The organism is Labilibacter marinus, assembly GCF_001659685.2.
GTDB classification, from domain to species: Bacteria; Bacteroidota; Bacteroidia; order Bacteroidales; family Marinilabiliaceae; genus Saccharicrinis; species Saccharicrinis marinus.
On the sequence record NZ_LXYE02000035.1, the window covers coordinates 118,020 to 140,914 of the forward strand.

Sequence of the window (22,895 nt, forward strand, 5' to 3'; positions counted from 1 at the left end):
TAACCACTTAAAAATAGTGGTAGTCTAAATAAATAGAAACAGATAATTTAAAAATTAAAAACATCTATATTATGGTAGAAATTATAGTTCCCGTTACGTTATTTGGTGGTGTATTTACAATGATAATCATGCTTTCTTATTTTAAGAATAGACGCATGGAAAGAACCTCCTTAATTGCTGCTGGCAAAGAAGCATCCATATTTAATGAAGGTGATAAAAAACCTCTAATTAGCCAAGCTCTTAAATTTGGTATTTTGTTTATTGGTGTTGGATTGGGTTTATTAGTAGGTGATTACTTAGCTAATAGTACAAACATGGAGGAAACCATTGCTTATTTAGCACCTGTTTGTATTTCTGGCGGAATAAGCCTTTTGGTTTATTACCTGATTCAAAACAAACTTGATCAGAAAAACAAAGAGGAAATCTAATGATTTATCCATTAAGGTAATAATTAAAAATGGCACCCTATTTATAAGATAAGGTGCCATTTTTAATATCTAAGTATTTTTCTTATTTCTTAAATCTATAAAGCTTAAGCATTTTATCAAACAATGCCGTATTTTCATAGATACCCATAAACTCATTAGCTCCAGGTCCAAAAGCAAAAACAGGAACCATTACTCCGCTATGACCTCCTGTTGCATATTTGGCTTTTACAAAACCCTCTGAAATATCACTTTTCATAAGCGCCATTCCTCCTGTTTCATGATCTGCAGTTACAATAACTAAAGTCTCTCTATCCTTTACTGCAAACTCCAACATTTGACCAATCACCTTGTCAAAATCTAACATTTCGCCAACTACATACGAGGTATTGTTTTGATGACCACCCCAATCAATCTGCGAACCTTCAATCATCAAGAAAAAACCTTCTTTATCTTTAGCTAATATCTCTATGGCCTTATCAGAAGCCTCTTGTAACATCTCTCCTCGTTCTGAGAATTTTGCATTATGCTCAGGTGCAGTAAGTACAGCTAATTTGCCAGAATTAATATTTTTAGCATCATCGAGCTTATTAAAAACTTGATAATTTTTGTCCTCAAGTTCCTTTGTTAAATCTCTTCCATCCTTACGCTCTTTAAAGAAACTTTCTCCTCCTCCTATAAAAACATTGATATCTGTATTCAAAAAGTCAGCCGCAATCTCTTCGTACATTTCGCGCTTAGGCTGGTGTGCTATAAAACTTGCTGGCGTGGCATGCGTGATGGCCGATGTTGACACCAATCCTGTTGCTTTGTTATTTGTTTCTGCAATTTCTAAAATAGTTTCCAGGGGATTGCCATCAGCATCCACACCAATAGCTCCATTATAAGTCTTCTTTCCGGACGATATGGCTGTACCACCTGCTGCAGAATCGGTAATATAATGCGAACTACTTTGTGTTTTTGAAAAACCAATGGCTTTCATATTTTGCAAGTGGAGTTTTCCTTTATTGGCAGTAATACCAGAAAACACATGGCTAACTCCCATTCCATCACCTATCAATAAAATAATATTCTTTGGATGTTTCTTAAATTTCAGTTCGTCTTCTGCATAAATTTTTACATCATAAAAATCTTCATTCTGATATTCAAATTTTGCATCAACCGTTTTATAGTTCTCTTGAGCAACAATTCCTGTTGCAGGTAATATTAAAAACAATAAAACAAATTGTAATATCCTATTTTTCATCGTGTTCTAAATTGATCTATTTTAAAAAAATGCGTTGCAATCTAATAATAATTCTCACTTGAATAACTATCAAATGACATACTTAGTTCATGTATATAGAAAATATTTTTTACCCACCCTTTTCGATACAGAAAATTAACAATATAGCAATTCAACCCCGAATAAAAAGACTAATCGCCTATAGAAAATAGCAATATTTGAAACTACACCCCTCCGCAATATACATTCCTTGAATAAAAACCCATTTTTAACTATTCTTAACGGAAGTAATCGAATTATATCCGCATATATTCTACATATTTGCAGTAGGGATTTTTCATAAAACTTGGATTTAGTTAGCTGAGTTAAGGGTAAAGGACGGATTTTTTAATCTGTCCTTTTTTTATGCTTTGATTTCTTATGAGTTTTATCTTCAAAAAATAGTATTTCAATAAAGCCTGTACTAATTACAACACCAGCAATAAGGCTTCCCCACAATGCTCCAAACGTCACATCCAAAGGCGTATGTACACCAATCACAACCCTAGAATAGGCCATAATAACTGCCCATAAAAACAATAGACAGACTACCCAAACATGCTTACGTTTAAAATATTTAAGAAAGATATATGATAATAAACTCATCATTAAAAAAACAGTTACCGTATGCCCTGATGGAAAAGAATAACCTGCTTCTTTAATCCATACCTTTTTTATTAAGTTACTAATGGACTGATGTTGATCGTTTTTAATATCAATACCTTCTGTTTTTAAATAATCTTGCACATAAGCTCTTCTTAATTCTTTTCCTTCTTGCTGATAAAACTCGTTAGCATTAAAGCCATATTCTTTCTGCAGTAATTCAATACTTGGTCGGTGTACGCACAATTGCTCTTTTATTAAATGTTCGTTTAAAAAAGCTGTAGCGCCAATAACCGCGCCTAAAAAAACGATCAGCATAAAAGCCTTAAGTAATCTTTTGAGCGTCCCTTGATAAGTAAACGACCAAACTATGGCAATTATTAATATAGTAATACCTACTCCAACTGTACCGCCTATATTGGTTAACCCAATCCAAAATGCAGCCCAAAATTCATTAAATACAACTAAATTAGATACTGGCAACACAAATGTTAATGCTACTAATGTAACTGCACATAAGCTGAATAACAAAACCAGATTTAAACCTTTTCTTTTTTTTATAATACGCATTAGATGTCTTTCTTGGTGAATAAAAAGTGATAGCCCAACTATCACTTTCATGAAAAACAAAAGTAAGTTTTAATTAGTTGAATAGCGAATACCACTAACAAACTTGATTATTAAGCCAAATTTTACGACATTATAAATGAAGTTAAAAATCATTGATAATTCGGTACTCTAAATACCAGATTCTAACCGTGATGTTAACTATGTTTTATCTTATTGTTATCGCGTAGTTTTATAAATCGTATTAAATATATTATATTGTGCACGGTACTTAAAACCTAAACAAAAATTTGCAATGGCAGAATTAAAAGAAAAAATTGAACTTGAATACGTTATTAAAACCTCTCCTTCTATTTTGTATAACCGCTTATCTAGCCCTAGCGGACTTTCAGAGTGGTTTTCTGACGATGTGAATGTCAAAGGTGATGTTTATTCATTTATTTGGGAAGGTTCAGGGCAAGAAGCTAAGTTACTCTCTAAAAAAGATAACAAGTATGTGCGTTTTCATTGGTTAGATGATGAAGAGGAGGATACTTTTTTTGAATTTACAATTGATGTAGATGAGCTAACTGGAGATACTGCGTTGGTTGTGACTGACTTTGCAGAGGCAGATGATAAAGAAGACGCTATTGAGTTATGGAATCAACAAGTTGATCAACTAAAACATGGCTTAGGCTCGGTTTAAAATCTTGCTAAACATTAAAATATTAGTATAACTTTGCATTCTCAGAATCCACGATTCTTTGAATGCATTTTTTTTGGCATTATTCATGCATGCCAACGGCAAAAAACCTAAATATTTATCATGAAGCGACTGCATATTTTCATCTTAAAAAGCTATTTGAATCCGTTAATAATGACGTTTTTAATTTCGCTTTTTATATTGGTCATGCAATTTTTATGGCGTTATGTTGACGACCTTGTAGGAAAAGGATTAGAAATAAGCATTTTGGTTGAGCTTATTTTTTACGCTTCACTAATGGTAGTTCCTATGGCATTGCCTTTGGCCATATTATTGGCCTCCTTAATGTCGTTCGGTAATTTAGGTGAAAACTACGAACTCACTGCGCTTAAGTCAGCAGGCATTTCCTTACCTCGAATAATGTCACCCTTAATTATATTTTTGGTTTTTGTTTGCTTTGGAGCCTTTAAGTTTTCAAATAACATTTTACCTGTAGCTAACTTAAAACTATATAGTCTATTATGGTCTGTACGCCAAGCTAGCCCAGAGTTTGACATTAAAGAGAAAATATTTTACAATGGGCTAACGGATTTTATTATTAAAATAGACAAGAAATCACAGACTGATGATATGCTTTATGGTATCATGATTTATGACCATAGAAATAAACTAGCCAAAAATAGTAATGTTACCATTGCCGATTCAGGTAAACTTCAATTTTCAGATGATAAAACATCGCTGAAGCTTACCTTATGGGATGGTGTTACTTACGACGAAAAAGCTGACCAGAAGAAAAGGACCATCAGGTCAAAAGATAAGCAACAGTTTAGGATAGATAATTTCAAAAAGCAGATTGCTTTAATTCCTATGCAAGGGATGGATTTTCAGCGGCATGACGAAGGTTTATTTAAGAACCACAACAGGATGAAGAACCTCGAGCAATTAAGTCATGATTCTGATTCGTTACAAACAGAAAGAGATATACATATTCAACGTTTAAAACCTAGAGTTGAGCAGAACTACTTTGTTTTAAACAAAACACATAATCGAAAACTCAGACGAGAGCTAGAAGATGACCCTGATATTGATTCTGCGCTGATAAAAGCCTTTAAACCTAGAGCTATAGAATCTTACGGCATTGCCGACATAGATAGCGTATTTGAGAGCTTTGATGCTGGCACTAAAGTAATGGTATTAGAAAATGCACTACGAAGAGCAAGAGATACCAAAAGCCAAATTGATGAAGGCATGGTAAATGTAGACAAAGTCGATTATCAACTTGTTAGGCATAAAATTGAGTGGCATCGCAAGTTTACTTTATCCTTTGCCTGCTTTATTTTCTTTTTTATTGGAGCTCCTTTAGGCGCCATTATCAGAAAAGGAGGATTAGGTATGCCCGTGGTTATTTCTATCATCTTTTTTATAGTCTACTATATCATTGATACGTTTGGTCTTAAAGTAAGTAAGGAAGGCGTATGGCCTCCTCATATAGGTATGTGGTTATCATCATTTGTTCTATTTCCAATTGGTGTATTTTTAACCTATAAAGCAGCTACCGATTCTGCCATACTAAATGCAGATGCTTACATTATTTTCTTTCAAAAATTGTTTGCACGACTTAAAAAGAGAATAAAAGGCAATAAATAACTCCCGTATTTTTCGTATCTTATTTTTGCCTTTTAACATTGGCAACAAACTTGTTACGAAACTATTTAAACCTATCTCAAACCAAGTTTTACACATTGACATACAAGGCTTAAACATGCATTGAATTATTTCATTGTTGAGCGTAAATATTTAATTACCTTTGCAAGCCTAAAAAAACAACTTTTCCGTAAAAATTAATTGTTGCCATGAGCGATAACAAATATCAATTAAATACTATTGAAGAGGCTATTGAAGCCATTAAACAAGGGGAGCTTATCATTGTAATTGATGATGAAGACAGAGAGAACGAGGGTGATTTTATTGCTGCTGGAGAGTTAATGACTCCGGAAAAGGTAAACTTTATGGCCACGCATGGTAGAGGTTTAATTTGTACGCCTATTACCGAAGAACGATGCGAAGAGCTTGAACTTGATTTAATGGTAGGTAAAAATACCGCTTTACATGCCACTCCATTTACTGTTTCTGTTGATTTAAATGGTCATGGTTGTACCACAGGTATTTCTGCATCGGACAGAGCTAAAACCATTTTAGCTTTATGCGACAAACGCACCGAACCTGAAGATTTAGGAAGACCGGGTCATATCTTTCCGCTTAAAGCGAAAAACAAAGGTGTACTAAGAAGAGCTGGACATACCGAAGCTGCTGTTGACTTAGCTCGTTTAGCTGGTTTATCACCAGTGGGTGTTTTAGTGGAGATTATGAACGAGGATGGTACCATGGCTCGCTTACCAGAATTAATTGAAATCGCTAAAAAGTTCGACCTTAAACTAATTACCATTAAGGATTTAATTGCTTACAGGTTAAAGCAAGAAAGCTTAGTAATTAAAGGTGTTCAGGTGAATATGCCTACCGATCATGGTAATTTCCAATTTATTCCTTTTAAACAAAAATCGAACGGGTTAGAGCACATGGCCTTAATTAAAGGTGAATGGACAGAAGACGAACCTATCTTAGTTCGAGTTCACTCATCTTGTGCTACAGGAGACATTTTTCACTCCAAAAGATGTGAATGTGGAGAGCAGCTTCATAAAGCTATGGAGACGATTGAAAAAGAAGGTAAAGGTGTTATTGTTTACATGAACCAAGAAGGTAGAGGAATTGGTTTAATGAATAAAATTGCGGCCTATAAATTACAAGAAGAAGGTATGGATACGGTAGACGCCAACGTTGAATTAGGTTTTAATGCCGATGAACGTGACTACGGTGTTGGCGCTCAGATATTACGAGAACTAGGAGTGTGTAAAATGAAACTAATGACCAATAATCCAGTTAAAAGAATTGGTTTAGAAGGCTATGGACTTGAGATAGTTGACAATATTGGTTTAGAAGTTAAACCAAACGCACACAACGAATTTTACATGAAGACGAAAAAGGAAAAGATGGGTCACAACCTTGATTTCTTTAAATATGAAAAATAGCAAAGCTAATTTTTAAGCTTTTACAATATTATAGAGAGTGGTTTTATAGCCACTCTTTTTTTATGCCAAATAAATACTTCCGCCTATATTATTTTCACTTGCTCCTGTCACTGAAGAAAGGCAATTGACCCGCTCTTCAACTCTCAGCACTCCCAAAAAAGCAAATATTAAAGCTTCCTTAAAATCTATAATTTCTGGTGCAGGAATAATAATCTCAGCGCTTGAATACTCAGATACTAACTTCATAAAGAAGTCATTAAATGTTCCTCCTCCAGTAAACAATACTTTATGCAGTTGATGTACATTTAAAACATTACCTATTTGCTGAGAAAAATGATGATAACAGGTTGTGAGGATATCTTTTTTATCCGCTGAACTTTGCTTGAGTAATGGAAGAATATTTAACTCAACCCATTCCCGGGCTAAAGACTTAGGTCCTTTTTCTTGGTAAAAACTAAGATGATTTAATTGCTCTAATAATTCCTGATCTACAGTTCCTGATGCACCAACTTCACCTCCTTTATCAAAATCAATTTCAAAATATTGCTGCACAATTTCGTTTAAAACAATATTAACAGGACAAATATCAAAAGCTATTCTACCCCCATCACCCCCAAAGGAAATATTGGCAAAACCTCCTAAATTTACGCAAGCATCATATTTACTAAATAAAAGCTCATCGCCAATAGGAACCAAAGGAGCACCATGTCCACCCATAGCAATGTCAAGCGTTCTAAAGTCGGATATGGTTTTTATACCACAATGTGCTGCAATAGCTGCCCCACACCCAATTTGAAAAGTCACTTGATTATCTGGTTCATGAAAAACGGTATGCCCATGAGAGGCCACAAAATCAATCTCTTCGTTAAAATTACTAATGAATTTAGAAAGCTCTTCGCCTATAAACCTACCAAACCTGCGATGTAACTCAACGAAATCATACGCACTCAAAGTTTGGGCATTACCTAACTCCAATTTCATTTTTTGGTTATAGGTTATTGTATCTCCCTTTACAATATGACAGTCCCAGTTTTCTCCCTTCCTACAAAACTCACACAAAGCTAAATCTAAACCATCCAAGGATGTTCCACTCATCACACCAACTACCCTATAAAAATCTTTTTGTATCATCAATTACAATCTTTCTGCTTACATAAAAATAGATGACTTAAGTCTTACTTGGTATCTAAAATAATCCTTAAATTACCGTATCGTTTTTTTTTAATACTTTTCAAATATACGATTATGCCTGATTTATCAACCTCGTATTTAGGACTACAACTTAAAAGTCCGATTATAGCTGCAGCTTCTGGATTGACAAATTCTTTACAAGATATTATTGAACTTGAAAAACATGGTGCTGGTGCAGTAGTTCTTAAATCTCTGTTTGAAGAAGAAATTGTAACTGAGATGGATCATGAACTTAACAAAATGCATTCAGAAAACTACTTGTATCCTGAAACCATGGAGTTTTATGAGGATTACGATGTAGAAGATACTTTAAGTCGCTATTTAAAGCTGATTAATGATTGTAAGGAAAATGTGCAAATACCAATTATTGCGAGTATTAATTGCTTAACTGCACATAATTGGCCATACTTTGCTAAATCACTGGAGGATGCAGGAGCAAGTGCTTTGGAATTAAATATCTCGGTATTGCCATCTGACTCAGAATTAACGAGTGCTGAAAATGAAAAAGTATATTTTGATATTATTAGTGCGGTTAAAAATGAAGTTACTATACCTGTTTCTATAAAGATTAGCAACTACTTTTCTAATTTGGCAGGTATGCTTAAACGCTTTTCAAATGCAGGTGTCGAAGGCATCGTATTGTTCAACCGTTTCTATTCGCCCGATTTTGATATTGACTCTTTTGATATTGTTCCTGCCAACAAATTTAGTTCGTCAGATGATTATATTATGCCGCTAAGATGGATTGCCATAATGAGCGATCGCATAGAATGCGACTTATCTGCATCTACCGGAGTACATGATGGAACTACATTAATAAAAATGATTTTAGCAGGAGCTTCTTCTGTTCAGGTTGCCTCTACGCTATACAAAAATGGTTTTGCCCACATTCAAATTATGCTGCAAGAGCTTTCAACTTGGATGACCAGCAAAGATTTTAGTAACATAAACCAAGTTAAAGGACTTCTAAGTCAATCAAAATCTATTAATCCTGCTGGATATTTAAGAATACAGTTTATGAAACACTTTGCTGAAAAATAAAACCTTTTTTAACTGTAGGTTTTGATTCCGTATAGTGCCAAAAACTAGGCACTGCTTATAGTTAACTGTTGGTCGTATTTTTTATCTTTGCAAAAAAACTGAATGGATTATATTGACGATTACTATCCTCAGAAACCACTTAAGGAAGGTGAAGATTTTACAATGGACCCAAGAGGTTATAGAGTGATGACTAAAAAGTACCTAACAGAGAGGGGATACTGTTGTGGTAACGGCTGTAAAAACTGCCCATATTTCCCGAAACATCAGAAAGGAAATACCACTTTACGTTAGAATAGTCTACCATTAATTATTGAATAGAAAGTACTAAGCATATATGTCGATAAGCAAAAATGATTTAAGAATAGTATTTATGGGTACGCCCGAGTTTGCGGTAGAAAGCCTTAAAGTTCTTGTTGAAAACGATTATAACGTAGTTGGTGTAGTAACAGTAGCTGATAAACCTGCAGGTAGAGGTCGAAAAATAAAAACCTCTCCAGTAAAAGATTATGCCATTGAGCAAGGCATTAAGGTCCTGCAACCAGAAAAGCTTAAGGCGGAATCATTTATTTCTGAATTAAGAGAATTAAAAGCGGATCTTCAGGTGATTGTTGCTTTTAGAATGCTACCCGAAATAGTGTGGAACATGCCTCGTTTAGGTTCATTTAATTTGCATGGATCGTTATTACCACAATATAGAGGAGCAGCTCCTATTAACTGGGCTGTTATCAATGGTGATAAAGAAACTGGTGTAACTACCTTCTTTTTGCAACACGAAATTGATACGGGTAATATCATAGACCAAAAGAGAATGCCTATTGCTCCCAATGACAATGCGGGCTCAGTACATGATAAAATGATGGTACTTGGAGCTAGTTTGGTACTGGAAACTGTTAGTAATATATGCGCTGGAACTATTGCTACTAAAAAGCAAGATGAGTTTATTGCCGAAGGAACCGTTTTAAACCCTGCTCCTAAAATTTTTAAAGAAGATTGTAAAATCAATTGGAATGACCCTATTGATAAAATACATAATAAAATAAGAGGCTTAAGTCCCTACCCTGCTGCCTGGACGGAGCTTGTTGATGCAGATGGTGAAAAAGTTGGCCTAAAGATATTTGAAACCGAGATTATTGAAGAAAATTCTACCCTGGGTAAAATTGAGTCGGATGGTAAATCAACCATTACAATATCAGCCAATGGTGGTTCTTTAAAAATTCAATCTCTACAATTAGCAGGAAAAAAACGAATGACTACTAAAGAGTTTTTAAATGGGTTTAAAACACTTTCTAATTTTTCAATTAAATTAGATTAAGTCAACCTTTGCTAATTTATCAGCAACTCCATCAATGTATTGGATGAACAATACATTACTATACTTATATATAAATACTTCCCTTTGCTTGCTAAGAGCTAAGGGAATATTTTAATTAAATCGTTTTATAAACTCATCTAAAAACCACCCACTTTCACTGCTTTATTTAATGGAACAACCAGAATACTTTCTTTATCAAAAGATTCATCTAATATAGTTTCAAGTTCTTTTACTACTTCGATAATTCTTAGCGCACTTAAAGCAGTATTTAAAGATTGCTCTTTTGATTTAAATGGTTGCCAATTCTTCTTATTGACTGGAGTCACTGTTGAAAGTTGTGTTCTTCCTGCATCTGCGTATCCTGTAATTTTAACTATACAGGAATCATTCGTCTCCACTAACTGCATTTGAACTCGTCGGGCATTTATGTAGTTAACTTTATTCTTATTTACCGAATAGTTCGCTTGGTCTCCTATAAAATCGTCATGATTTAAAGCATCCACTCCCATTGCTTTTAAATCAAATACAAATGTTTTTTGTTGTGCTGTACTGCTCTTCCAATCTCCTAACTTCTTTCTTTGTTCTGATGTAAAAAAGGATGAAGCAATATATTCATCCGGTTCAAAATAATAAACGGAATTAACCAGCGTATCAGATACAAAGCTAGGCTCTTTATTTCTCTCCAACTCCTTAAGATAATCTTTAACTCCACCCGTAGCATTAACATACAACTGCACCTCATCTTTACTATCTCGATAAACGGAGTAGGTAGCAGCCAGCAGCTTTACCCTTATATCATGGTGTTTATTGCTATCCTGAAAAAGAAATAAATCTTGCGTGTTGACATCAAAAAAAGAACCATCCTCAAACACATAAACAGAATCCCTATTTTCCCAATTTTGAGGCTGTTCGCCTAAGGCTATTTTCATTTTATTTAACTCCTGCTCAGCATGACTAATCTTTTTATATTCGGCACTTATTTTGCGTTGCACATCGGCAAGTCGCCTTTCTTTATCCCTCAGATTGGTTAAGTTAACCTCGTTTTTAAACTTTCTATTATCAATGGCAGCCGCACTAACATAATCGAGTTTTCGCAATGAATCTATTTCTAAATTAATTGAATCAATCTGGTTTAGGATGATTTCTTTAATGCTATTTTCTCTCTCATATACCGCCAACAATCCACCTTCCTTATTTAACTCAGTAACTACATTGTCAATCTTTCGCTTTTTGTAATCTACTAGCCTATCAAAATAAGATGTCCCTTCCACTCTATTGGGGTCTGGTGAGAATTGTGGCGTACCGATTAAAACATAACTCTTTTGTCCCTTCTCAACCACCACTGTTGGGTATTTATCCCAATCCATCCCCCATAAGGTTAAATGAATTAAAATAGGTTCTTTCTGTAGCGTTTTTACTTCAACTTCAGATAGATAATCTGGGCTTAATTCTCCTTTGCGCACCTTCATTTTATAAGTAAACAAACCAATGCCCTTACCTGTGCCTGTATTTATTTCAGGTCCTTCTTCACCATCTTCGCGTTCTCCCAACAATCCCGACGAACCGCTACCATCGCCCACGGCTAATAAACTTCCTTTAAAATAAACCTCGTTTCCTAGTAAGCTATTAAAATACTGCTCTGATGTTTCAGCCACATGCGAAGTAACTAATTGATGCCACCTGTCAAATACCTTCTTTTTTTCCTGAACCGTCACTTTCCCTACGTTATCAAAGGATTCAAACTTACGATTGATACTAAGGCTCGGATTGATGATATCGTAAAATACAGGTAAATATTTCTCTTTTACCATAGCTCCTTTTTTCATGCGTAAGGGCAAAGACTCCACCATTTCCTGATAAATAATCTTCACATCACCACCCTCATAAAAAGATGTATTTTGGACATATCCAGCCTTTATGTTGGAATACAACTCCCATAAAGAAAGCTTTACAGAAGCATCTGCCATCAAACCAGGCGAAGTTTTTCTGATAGCATTCCAATCTACGCGTAGCAACTCAGGGTGCAGAACGATGCTATGTATAATAGAATCCCACATATCAACATAGTAGGTGTGCGTTCTTCCATTTACTATTTCAACTACCTTTTTGGTTTCTGGAATACCTCCTGTGTACAAAAAATGATGATTCCAATTTTGCCTTAAGCAAGATGTACCACGAACTATTTTATACAGATAGGCTTGTTGTTGCGGAGTAAATTCCTGCGCAAGCATGCCTGTTGGGACAATAACTAGAAGTAATAATAAAAGTATGTTTAGGCGCATGTGAGTTCTAGGAAACTATTAAAAACAACAAAAGATACTTGAATTATCTCAAATATCTTTTGTTTAAACTTAGTTCTTTAATATTTTATTTCTTCTTTTTACGTAATTGAATAGCCTGTCCCTCTTTTACTTTATCCCCTTCTTTCAGGTTATTATATCTGTATAAACGATTTATCTTAACGCCATACTTTTGCGATACGTAATGTAACGATTCACCAGTTTTAATGCGGTGCGAAGAATGTTTACGGTGTGCTTTATTTCGCTTAGGCTGAACGTATACATATTTAAATTCAGAAATATCTGCATTCTCTTCCATATCGTTATAACTAAAAAGCTCCCAACTCTTCAGCCCATATTCACGACTAATATTATCAAACGAATCGCCTTCCTGCACTTTTACATACTTAACGCCATTATTATGCTGAATCTTATGTGCTCCAAAAGCATTTATAGTAAAATTATCATTACCTGAATTTTTAGCTACTGAATTACTTTTTGATTTACTACTGCTCTTTTTATACTTGCCTCCTTTATCAAATCGGTCCAGATTATTTGCTTCAATAATATCAATTAAACGATGTGCATATTTGGGGTCGGTTGCATAACCAGCTTTTTTCAAGCCTTTAGCCCAGCCTTTATAATCAGTTAATTTTAAGTCGAATAAAGAAGCATATCGCTGCTTACCTGTTAAAAAATCGGAGTGGTCGATATACGATTGATATGGGTTTTTATACTTTCTAAAGCATTCGCCTTTTTTATCATCATCGTGATAAACACGTTTTCCTTTCCAGTCGTTATGGCATTTTATACCAAAGTGATTGTTTGATTTTTGCGCTAAGGTTGAATTTCCATTACCCGATTCTAACATTCCTTGCGCTAAAGTTATACTTGCCGGAATACCTACCCTATTCATTTCCTTAATGGCTAACTCATGATATTTTTCAATATACATATCTCTGCTTAAGCCACTTCCGCCTTTTGCAAAAAGCATTCCTCCTGCATATAAAGCAATGGCTAACAATAAAAACCTTAAACTATGTCTCATTCCTTAAGTATATTAATGTGCTGACAAATATAATTATTTCGGCGAACTGAGGTGGTGTTTAAACCGAACAGTCCATCACCAATTAACCAACAATCATTCCAATTTCTGTACTTTACAAAATTGGCTTTATCATGTGTAAACGTTACTTTTGACTGAAATCGTATAATACTGTCACTGGTAAAGAGTTTATAAGATAATAAAGTCGAAAATTTAAAGTCGATTAAACAGATTACCACCTGCAGCATTGCATGAAGACAACATACATTTGCTGACTAGTTTTACGATGCCAACAATAAAAAACAAACACATGAAGTTTCTTGAAATAAAAACACAAATAAAGCAGTTCGATAATATAGATGAATTACCACAGGCGGACACAGAATTGGTTATGATGGCTAGAGCTGCCGCAGAAAAGTCGTATTCTCCTTATTCTAATTTTAAAGTTGGTACTGCCCTATTACTCGAAAACGGAGAAATTGTTACTGGTAATAATCAAGAGAATGCAGCATACCCTTCTGGATTATGCGCAGAACGTACAGCCATTTTCTGGGCCAATTCGCAATACCCTGATGTTCCTGTTATAAAAATGGCCATTACCGCCATAAAAAATGGAAAAATATTACCTTCGCCTGTTGCTCCATGCGGTTCTTGCCGTCAGGTTATGATTGAAACAGAAAACAGATTTAATACAGAAATAGAAACCATTTTAGATAGCAGTGGTGAAATTTGGGTAGCAGATAAAGCCAAAGATTTTTTACCGCTATTTTTTGAAGGGAAGGATTTGGAGTAAGTTCTTTATTAGGCAGTCAGCAGTATTCAAAAAAAACAGTATTCAGTATAACAGTAAACAAAACTGTTCACTGCATACTGCCAACTGCTTATTACAATTACATCACATTCTGAAACTCATTCCATAGGTTATCTTCCTTAGGAACTGGTGCTAAAATAGAAATAAACTCCTTTGTTACTGGATGCGTAAACTCAATCTTTCGAGCATGTAAATTAACTCCTCCTCCTTTATTTGAACGAGCAGCACCATATTTTAAATCGCCTCTGATAGGACATCCAATTTTTGCCAGCTGACATCGAATTTGATGGTGTCTTCCGGTTTCTAATTCAATTTCTAACAGATGGTAGTTAGCCGAACTCGAAACCAACTTATAGGTTAGTACTGCTTCCTTCGACTTTTTACGTGGCGTATCATAAGCACTCGAACGGTTTTTCTCCTGATTCTTAATCATGTGATGCACCAATCTTCCTGAATCAGACTCTGGAAGTTGCTTTACTATTGCCCAATATGTTTTTTTTATCTCTTTTTCTAGAAACATTTTGCTCAACCGTGTGGCTGCTTTACTGGTGCGGGCAAATATTACTACTCCACTTACAGGCCGATCAATACGATGTACAACACCTAAATAAACATCACCTGGCTTTTTATATTTTTTTTTGATATAAGCTTTTACTGTATCAGATAAAGCTTCATCTCCAGTTTTATCTCCCTGAACGATTTCAGAGTTAGATTTATTTACCGCGATGATATGATTGTCTTCAAATAATATATTCATTTCTTCAATTATCAATTTACAGTTAACAACAATCAGCTAGCAATAAAAAGTCATCCCTAAATTTGATAACTGATCATTGTTACTTGTTCATTGCCTAATATTGTTCCCTGTCATTAGGGAAATCTACCGATTTTACATCGTCAATATAATTACCTACGGCACCGCCTATTTCTGCAAATAAGTTATGGTAACGACGTAAAAATCTTGGTGAGAACTCTTGATTAATACCCAGCATATCGTGTAAAACAAGTACCTGCCCATCTACGCCACTTCCCGCACCAATACCAATTATTGGAATAGTTAACTCATCCGCAACGCGTTTCGCTAACTCAGCAGGTATCTTTTCTAGCACTATAGCAAAGCATCCTGCTTCTTGAAGTAAATGAGCATCTTTAATTAACTTCTCAGCTTCTTCTTCTTGCTTAGCCCTTACGGTATAAGTACCAAATTTATGAATAGATTGTGGTGTTAAGCCTAAATGCCCCATTACAGGAATACCTGCAGACAAAATTCTGGAAATACACTCTACCACTTCTTCTCCACCCTCTAGCTTAACAGAATCCGCAGCAGTTTCTTTCATTATTCTAATGGCCGAAGAAAGCGCCTCTTTTGAGTTACCTTGGTAGGTACCAAAAGGCATATCTACAACAACCAGTGCTCTATTGACGGCACGTACAACCGACGCACCATGATATATCATTTGATCTAAGGTAATAGGCAAAGTGGTTTCAAAACCAGCCATCACATTAGAAGCAGAGTCTCCTACCAATATTACATCAATACCAGATTGATCTACTATTTTAGCCAATGAGTAATCATAGGCTGTCAACATGGCAATTTTCTCTTTATTATGCTTCATCTCACTCAAAACATGAGTGGTCACCTTCTTCTGACGATTCATTGCTACCGACATAATTTATAAAGTGTTTTTGTGTTTGATGGGCGCAAAGTTAATAAATTGTTATATGGAGATGGCAATAATAATGAAAAGCTTCATATCTAAATTTAATATTTTATAATTTCGTGCGTTTCTAATAACAACACAACACTTAAAACACAACAATAATGAAACATTCTTTAATTATTATCGGCCTATTAATAATGGGATTAAGCCAGTTAGTAGCCCAACCTTTAACTTTTGAACAACAAAGCATTGGTTTTGCTGTGGGTATACCTGCTATTAACCAAAATAATGTCACCTCTCGCAATCCATCTATTACAGCTCAATACGAATATGGAATAAGTGATAAAATAGGTATTGGTTATATTGGTGTAGGCGGTTTACTTTCATTTGCTGGTGCAGAATACAACGATCAAATAATGAATACTAAATATTCTAACAAATACAACTACACACTTATTGGACCAAGAGCTGCTTACCATTTTGACATGGTAGACTTAACTGGAAGTACTGCATGGAGTAATATAGATGTTTATGGAGGTGCATTTTTAGGCCTTAAGTTTGAATCTTTCAAATATGATTCGCCTGTTACCAATAAGCAGGAAAAAGAAAACAACACTAAACTGGCCACCGACTTATTTGCTGGTATTAGATATGGCTTTAACGATAACATTGGTGCTTTTGCAGAAATGGGGTTTGGCGTAAGTTATTTTAGTGTGGGGGTAAACTGGAGGTTCTAATTTAAAACGATACTTTATTAAGCATATCAAGTCATATTTGCATTGTTAATTGTATACAAATTATATTTTTGTAACAATTAAACTATTACCCTATGACTACTAAGCATTATATTGTACTATTTGCACTTACCCTATTTATTAATTTGGCTTTTTGCCAATACGATGATGAGTTTAACTATAGCTCAAACGATACTTTTACAAAGCACGAAGCTGAATTAAAAGACTATTTCTGGAATCAATGCGATTCAACTTTTAGGATTTCCGAAGTTCCCAATAAATGGGAAAACGAATCGGCAGTAATCCTTTCCAAAAGAATTGAGTACACAGTAAAGAAAAAAGGCTTTTCGAATAAGCTACTTGAACATTATTATTATCATATAAGGGTAAAACTTCTAGATAATAATGCTGTTGATGAGTTTTCGGAATACACTTTTAAAAATAGCAAAAGACAATATCGAGGAGCATTTAGTTATGAAACGATTAACCTTTATACAGGAGTAAAAGTTGAAAAAGAAAATGGTGAAATAATTGAAGTTGATTTAAGTGATGCAGTTGAAAAAGAAATTTCGAGTGGTTATAGAAGAAAAGCCTATAATAAGTTAGCTATTCCTAATACTCAGATAGGTGATATTATAGACATATATTATTGTATTGAAAGGAAATTTCCAATTTCTGGTTTCCATGAATTTTCGCCCGTTTACTTCGAATTACAAGGTGAGTATCCCATTTTAAATCAAACATTACATTTTAACATCCTTAGAAATTGTTATTTAAATGCAAAATCAATCAATGGAGCTCCTGATTTGAAATGTGTTGATGTAAATGTAAACGAAGGAATTGACTCTTTTGAACTAACGGATAAAGACAGAGAAAAATTTATTGACGAAGAATGGAGTAATTCCATCTTTGAAGTTCCTGCTCTTAAATTTCAAGCTTATTTTGCAGGAAGTGCTAACGGATATCTTAACTCTGGGTACGAATCTTTTTTTGCGCCTATAAGTAAACTAAAATCAAAGCCAAATACGGCCGCCCTGGCCGATTTTTCCATTTCAATGAAAACTAATATAATGAATGCATATAATCCCTATCGTCCATTATATATCAATACTTATCGTTATTTAAAACGCATTAGCAAAACTAAAGAGTTTAGTACAGAAGAGTTAACTGAGGAAGCTTATTACTTTATTAGAGAGTTTTGGTACCAGCAAAACTTTCATCTTACGCCCCAGTTTTTCAGTTATCAAAACAGGCAGCTAGATATTATTAACACAACATTTGCTATTAGTGCTGCCTTAATCCGATTAAAACGACCTCACAAGATAATATACCTAATCCCTAAAAATATAAGTACAAAAGAGGAACTATTGTTTTTAGCTGAACTAACTCCTGGCATTAAAACATCTTCAACACAAGCTCCAATTTACATCACCGACATTGGGCCAACTACAAATTGCGGAGAGATACCTAGCACTCATCGAGCAACCACGGCATTTAGTACAAGCATTTCGAATCTTGGAGCCAGTAAAATAACAACAATAGAAACTCCTGAGCAGAAAGCCAATTACAACACATGCCATATAGAAAGCGAAGCTGCATTCTTTTCTGATTATGATTCTCTATTGGTTAAATCAAAAATTAGCCTGCTGGGCGCTGAGAAACTAAGCTGGGATTCTGTAGTTTTCGTATCCAAAACCATTCAGGAAGAGTTTAATAAAGAAAAATACAGTAAATACATTTTTGACAAGACCTTGACAGAAACGGCAGCTAGTAAAGAAAGAAAACAGGAGCTATTGTTACTTTTTGAAGAAGAAGAACAGGAACGTTTAGAAAGTATAAAGGAGAAAATAAAACAATCCTTTTCTGTTGAGGATGTTTCCTTAAAGCACTTTAATTTAATAAACTCTGGGAGGTGGAAACAAAATCCGAATTTAATATTTGAAATAGAATATGCCATTAAAGCAAATACTACAAATATTGGCAGCAATATTATATTTTCCACTAATAATTTAACAAGCCATTTGGGTTCTATATTAGAATCTGAAAGAAAATACGACATCTACCTTCCCTATAAGAAGGAGGTTATGCATAGTATTCGCTTAACAGGTTTTAATGTGAGCAATAGTTCAGGGTTTGAGAAGTTAACAAAATCCTTCGAATCAGATGAAATATCCTTTTCGAGCCAATACAAGATAGAAGAGAATTCATTAGTTATTAACTCAAAAGAAACAATTAATGAAATTGAACTTAAAAAAACAGAATGGCTTAAATTTATGGATTTTAAAAAATCTATGTACGACTTTAAGAACACTAAACTAAAACTAAGCATTGAATAAATACTATGAGAAGAGTTCTTTTAATCCTTATGTCACTGTTTATATTGTTGTGTTGCGCTATTGCGGATAACACGCCATACTCAAAACAAGAATTAAAAAAGAAATGGCCCAAAGCTGAAACTATAATAAGTAATTACACCACTGTAATTACTTTTGCAATAAACTCTAACAGTGGTAAAATAGAAGTATTTCAGAATGATACAATTGATATTGTTCCTATCTTGAATAAACCATTCGAAAGGCTGTATTACTATAACAATTATGCTTCGGTAAATAAATGTACTCTGAAGGAGAATAATGAATATAAAAAAAGAATGAGCATCATTGATGGTAATGAGGATTCTGAAAATATATTTCATTCAGATTTAAAATTTAGGCATTTCTCGTATAGCCCAGATATTAATTCTAAGTTTTATCGTTTTACAGGGATGCAAACAATAAATGACATTCGCTATTGGGGTGCAGAATTTTTAAATGATCCTATATATCCCGTTAAAACCAGAAAGTACATTATTAAAATTCCTAAATGGTTAAAACTGAAAATTCAAGATTTTAATTTTAAACACTTTGACATTAGTAAAACTGAAAAGAATGGATCAGACGGTTCAACCCTTATTGAATACACGGCGAAAAACCTAAATAAAAATCCTTCAAAAAAAAATAAAGACAGCTTCCTTAGTCCTTTTCATTCATACCCCAACCTATTATTCCTTCCTGAAAAATACACAAATGAAAATGGTAATGATAAAAATATCCATTCGAATGTAGATGATTTATATAAATGGTATACTGAACTTGCTGGTAATCTAGATTATGATACTGTTTTTTTTGAACCTATTGTGACAGATATTGTAACAGAGGCTAAAAGCTCTACCGATTCCATAAAAGCCATTTACTATTGGGTGCAAGACAACATTCGTTATGTAGCTTTTGAAGAAGGGCTTGCTGGCTTTAGGCCAGACCGTGCTAAAAGTGTATATGAAAAAAAATATGGAGATTGTAAAGGCATGTCGAACCTTCTTTCTGCCATGCTAAATCAGGCTGGCTTTAATGCTAAAATTGCCTGGATGGGAACACAGCATTTAATCTATGATTATTCGACGCCTTCCATTGCAACAGACAATCATATGATTTGCTATTTAAATCATAACAATCAAGATTACTATTTAGATGCCACATATAATAAGCTAGCCTTGGGCAACAATAGTCCTGCTATTCAGGGCAAGCAAGTATTAATTGAAAACGGTTCTAATTATATCATTAAAACAATTCCTAAAAAAGATGTTAAGTGCAATATTGCTAAACAAACCTCAAACTATACAATACACAACAACCAATTAATTGGCAACACAACATTAAGCTATTCTGGAGATGCTAAAATTGTTTTAAACTCTGCACTAACCAGCATTAAGCAAAACGATAAAGAAAAATTTATACAAGAAGTAGTTTGGAAACACAAGGATATACAAATTAGTGATATTGAGATAACAAACATCAATCAAAGAGATTCAGCATTAATAGTAAACTTCCAAGAAAAAAACACTAATTGTTTGGTAAAATTTGATCAGGAAGTGTTTCTGAATGTAAACAAATTCAACTCAACAACTGCAGCAAGAGTTGATACCGTTGATCGTTATCACATTTACCTCACTCGAAAAATTAATTCTCAGAGTGAAATGAGTATAGAATTACCATCTACAATGCAACTTATTAAACTGCCTAAATCCGAAAGCTATTCTGATAGCATATTCTCCTTTAAGGTTGATTACATGCAGGTAGATAACAAAATTATTTTTTCAAAAGAGTTAAAAATAGACCATCAGATTATTTACAAAGATTTGTTTAATAAATACTACACATTTTTAGATAAATACAAAAAATGCTTAAACAAAACTATTGAGCTCACCATAAAACAACCCTAATTATATTATCAATATAATTACACCGTTCTATTAATGTCTGTTACAAACATTAACTTACTATATCAATGGAACAAATAGTACTTAAAGTGGATTAAGAAATAATTACTGGTCCGCTTCAATAGGAATGAAAATTTAACCAAGTCTATGCATACCAATAACCATCAAAAATACCTTCATCACACATCAGAACCGGATGCCTTTCATCAACAAACGTATAACGACCTTAATTTGGAAGAGGTATATGAGCAAATAGATGAAACACAATCTGCCTATGGCAAACAGTTTTTCTATAAGTATCTATTTGATGATTCATTTACTATCTCGAATAAAAATATTAAAGATGATATTGATGAAATAAATATATCTACAAAACAAAAAAAGCGTATTCAAAAACATCTAACAAAGGCTAATCAATTTAAAGATTATTTTTTGGTGGATTTATTCTTTGATTCATTTTCGATTCATAAATATCTCAAATGGCTTTCTGCATTACCTCCTATTCTTTACCTCATTGGAACGATAGGAATCATCTTGCAGAACCCGTTGCTTATTGCCTCTATAATTGCTTTTTGTATAAATATTTACTTTTACGCCTGGAGCAAACGTCAAATATTATATAGTATATATGGCTTATCGGCATTAAAACGATTCCTAAATATTTCCAAACTGGTAAATGGAAAAGAATCATTCAAACTTAAGGGTATTTCATTTAACCTTACGCTAAAACCCATTAGAATAAAAGCTTACTTATCTGTGCTTAATCTTCAGTTTGGTAAAGACGGGCTTGATATTATTGTCTCCACAATTACCGAACTATTTAAATGTGCTTTTAATCTTGAGTTTTTTGCCTACTGGATATGTAGTCGTAAAATACTTAAACACAAAAAGCAATTATTACAAGCATATGAAAAAGTTGCGTATATCGATATGCTTATTGCATTAGATAAATTAAAGCAAAGTCCACACGTTTGTAGCCCAACTATTACAGCTGATTTTAACCAACTGCAAATTGTAGATGGCTGGCATCCTCTGGTTAACCATTGTGTACCAAATAACTTTTCTCCAAAACAAAAAAACACACTTATTACAGGTGCCAATATGAGTGGCAAATCCATATTCATAAAACAAATAGCCTTAAATGTTTATTTGGGCCAGAAAATTGATATTTGTTTTGCACAAATAGCTATTATTCCTCAATGCCCAGTTTATACTTACCTGACTATATCTGATGATATTTTAAATGGCAAAAGTTATTACTATCGGGAACTTGAACGGGTAAAAGAAATCTTATTTCATGCACAAGCAAGTAATGGTTTGGTAGTAATCGATGAGATTTTTAAAGGAACCAACCGCAACGAACAGATTGCTATGGGGTATAGTGTATTAAATGGCATTAGCGAAACTGGCTCAATAGTAATAGCTTCTACGCACGATATTAATCTGCTAAACATGCTAAACGGTTTTAACAATTACTTTTTTGAGATGGTGAAAACAAACGAAGAATACGTATTTAACTATCAAATTCAAGAAGGTAAAAATATGCCTATTAATGCCATTACTCTGGCAAAACACATTGGCTTACCTAATAGTATTGTTGAAAATGCAGAAAGAGCTTTTAAAGAAATTAATAATTAAATATCCTCTAAAACCTTACAATTATGAACACCCAATGGTATAACAACAAAACGTTAATGTGTCAGTTAATTATTCTTCCGCCTGCATTTTTGTACGGCTTATATTTTTCTGATGTATTTAAGAAATCGCATAAAATAATTTTCGCTTTGGCGTACGCCGTATTGTTTTTCCTTGTCGTATTTCTTTTGTTGGCTTAATGACATATCTCCAAAAATGTCTTTTTGTCACAAAAACATGACACGATTTATTCGATTTTTAATTTTCCTGTGTCATTATTTCATCAAACTGACACATTTTTATG

19 protein-coding genes are annotated in these 22,895 nt (G+C 33.9%); 12 read left to right on the forward strand and 7 right to left on the reverse strand.

The window, feature by feature from the left end; genetic code table 11:
• Nucleotides 1–71: 71 nt before the first annotated feature.
• Complete coding sequence (locus A8L32_RS14810; RefSeq protein ID WP_075590870.1) at nucleotides 72–428, forward strand: DUF6249 domain-containing protein; 357 nt, start codon at nucleotides 72–74, stop codon at nucleotides 426–428.
• Between the two features lie 82 nt (nucleotides 429–510).
• Here the strand turns inward: A8L32_RS14810 and A8L32_RS14815 are convergent, their stop codons facing one another.
• Nucleotides 511–1,671, reverse strand: coding sequence for an alkaline phosphatase (locus tag A8L32_RS14815; protein WP_075590871.1), 1,161 nt, complete (start codon nucleotides 1,669–1,671; stop codon nucleotides 511–513).
• A gap of 366 nt (nucleotides 1,672–2,037) precedes the next feature.
• Nucleotides 2,038–2,862, reverse strand: coding sequence for a phosphatase PAP2 family protein (locus A8L32_RS14820; protein ID WP_158027251.1), 825 nt, complete (start codon nucleotides 2,860–2,862; stop codon nucleotides 2,038–2,040).
• A 292-nt stretch (nucleotides 2,863–3,154) separates the two neighbouring features.
• Here A8L32_RS14820 and A8L32_RS14825 point away from each other — a divergent pair, with 292 nt between their 5' ends.
• The 3 genes from A8L32_RS14825 to A8L32_RS14835 all read left to right on the forward strand — a co-directional run bounded on the left by A8L32_RS14825 (nucleotide 3,155) and on the right by A8L32_RS14835 (nucleotide 6,627).
• Nucleotides 3,155–3,544: an START-like domain-containing protein gene (locus A8L32_RS14825; protein WP_075590873.1), complete on the forward strand. Its 390-nt coding sequence runs from the start codon at nucleotides 3,155–3,157 to the stop codon at nucleotides 3,542–3,544.
• 120 nt (nucleotides 3,545–3,664) lie between these two features.
• Nucleotides 3,665–5,188 carry an LptF/LptG family permease gene (locus A8L32_RS14830; RefSeq protein WP_075590874.1) on the forward strand — a complete coding sequence of 508 codons (1,524 nt, stop codon included), beginning with the start codon at nucleotides 3,665–3,667 and terminating at the stop codon, nucleotides 5,186–5,188.
• Nucleotides 5,189–5,394: 206 nt separating this feature from the next.
• The gene (locus tag A8L32_RS14835) at nucleotides 5,395–6,627 is read left to right on the forward strand and encodes a bifunctional 3,4-dihydroxy-2-butanone-4-phosphate synthase/GTP cyclohydrolase II (RefSeq protein WP_075590875.1); all 1,233 of its coding nucleotides are present in this window, start codon (nucleotides 5,395–5,397) and stop codon (nucleotides 6,625–6,627) included.
• Between the two features lie 60 nt (nucleotides 6,628–6,687).
• Here A8L32_RS14835 and A8L32_RS14840 read toward each other — a convergent pair whose 3' ends face one another.
• A complete protein-coding gene (locus tag A8L32_RS14840; RefSeq protein ID WP_075590876.1) occupies nucleotides 6,688–7,758 on the reverse strand; it encodes an anhydro-N-acetylmuramic acid kinase in 1,071 nt (356 codons plus the stop codon).
• A 114-nt stretch (nucleotides 7,759–7,872) separates the two neighbouring features.
• Between A8L32_RS14840 and A8L32_RS14845 the strand changes: the two genes are divergently transcribed.
• The 3 genes from A8L32_RS14845 (at nucleotide 7,873) to fmt (ending at nucleotide 10,171) form a co-directional block, all read left to right on the forward strand.
• Nucleotides 7,873–8,859, forward strand: coding sequence for a dihydroorotate dehydrogenase-like protein (locus tag A8L32_RS14845; RefSeq protein ID WP_075590877.1), 987 nt, complete (start codon nucleotides 7,873–7,875; stop codon nucleotides 8,857–8,859).
• Nucleotides 8,860–8,961: 102 nt separating this feature from the next.
• On the forward strand, nucleotides 8,962–9,150 hold the full coding sequence (locus A8L32_RS14850) for a DUF5522 domain-containing protein (RefSeq protein ID WP_075590878.1): 189 nt from the start codon (nucleotides 8,962–8,964) through the stop codon (nucleotides 9,148–9,150).
• 43 nt (nucleotides 9,151–9,193) lie between these two features.
• Nucleotides 9,194–10,171 (forward strand): methionyl-tRNA formyltransferase, encoded by a 978-nt coding sequence (gene fmt / locus A8L32_RS14855; RefSeq protein ID WP_143525122.1) that lies wholly within the window; start codon nucleotides 9,194–9,196, stop codon nucleotides 10,169–10,171.
• A gap of 137 nt (nucleotides 10,172–10,308) precedes the next feature.
• Here fmt and A8L32_RS14860 read toward each other — a convergent pair whose 3' ends face one another.
• A complete protein-coding gene (locus A8L32_RS14860) occupies nucleotides 10,309–12,453 on the reverse strand; it encodes a hypothetical protein (protein WP_075590879.1) in 2,145 nt (714 codons plus the stop codon).
• A gap of 85 nt (nucleotides 12,454–12,538) precedes the next feature.
• Nucleotides 12,539–13,498, reverse strand: a complete 960-nt coding sequence (locus A8L32_RS14865; protein ID WP_075590880.1) for a glucosaminidase domain-containing protein — start codon at nucleotides 13,496–13,498, stop codon at nucleotides 12,539–12,541.
• A gap of 283 nt (nucleotides 13,499–13,781) precedes the next feature.
• Between A8L32_RS14865 and A8L32_RS14875 the strand changes: the two genes are divergently transcribed.
• Nucleotides 13,782–14,288 carry a cytidine deaminase gene (locus tag A8L32_RS14875; protein WP_394333281.1) on the forward strand — a complete coding sequence of 169 codons (507 nt, stop codon included), beginning with the start codon at nucleotides 13,782–13,784 and terminating at the stop codon, nucleotides 14,286–14,288.
• Between the two features lie 97 nt (nucleotides 14,289–14,385).
• On the opposite strand, the gene A8L32_RS14880 is transcribed toward A8L32_RS14875, so the two are convergent.
• Both A8L32_RS14880 and panB read right to left on the reverse strand, forming a co-directional pair.
• Nucleotides 14,386–15,063 carry an RluA family pseudouridine synthase gene (locus A8L32_RS14880; RefSeq protein WP_075590883.1) on the reverse strand — a complete coding sequence of 226 codons (678 nt, stop codon included), beginning with the start codon at nucleotides 15,061–15,063 and terminating at the stop codon, nucleotides 14,386–14,388.
• Between the two features lie 94 nt (nucleotides 15,064–15,157).
• Nucleotides 15,158–15,976, reverse strand: a complete 819-nt coding sequence (panB, locus tag A8L32_RS14885; RefSeq protein WP_075590884.1) for a 3-methyl-2-oxobutanoate hydroxymethyltransferase — start codon at nucleotides 15,974–15,976, stop codon at nucleotides 15,158–15,160.
• A 152-nt stretch (nucleotides 15,977–16,128) separates the two neighbouring features.
• Between panB and A8L32_RS14890 the strand changes: the two genes are divergently transcribed.
• The 4 genes from A8L32_RS14890 to A8L32_RS14905 all read left to right on the forward strand — a co-directional run bounded on the left by A8L32_RS14890 (nucleotide 16,129) and on the right by A8L32_RS14905 (nucleotide 22,594).
• Nucleotides 16,129–16,704, forward strand: a complete 576-nt coding sequence (locus tag A8L32_RS14890; protein WP_075590885.1) for an outer membrane protein — start codon at nucleotides 16,129–16,131, stop codon at nucleotides 16,702–16,704.
• Nucleotides 16,705–16,796: 92 nt separating this feature from the next.
• A complete protein-coding gene (locus A8L32_RS14895; RefSeq protein ID WP_075590886.1) occupies nucleotides 16,797–19,037 on the forward strand; it encodes a DUF3857 domain-containing protein in 2,241 nt (746 codons plus the stop codon).
• A gap of 29 nt (nucleotides 19,038–19,066) precedes the next feature.
• Complete coding sequence (locus tag A8L32_RS14900; protein ID WP_075590887.1) at nucleotides 19,067–20,959, forward strand: transglutaminase domain-containing protein; 1,893 nt, start codon at nucleotides 19,067–19,069, stop codon at nucleotides 20,957–20,959.
• Between the two features lie 144 nt (nucleotides 20,960–21,103).
• Nucleotides 21,104–22,594 carry a MutS-related protein gene (locus A8L32_RS14905; protein WP_075590888.1) on the forward strand — a complete coding sequence of 497 codons (1,491 nt, stop codon included), beginning with the start codon at nucleotides 21,104–21,106 and terminating at the stop codon, nucleotides 22,592–22,594.
• The last annotated feature ends 301 nt before the right edge of the window (nucleotides 22,595–22,895 follow it).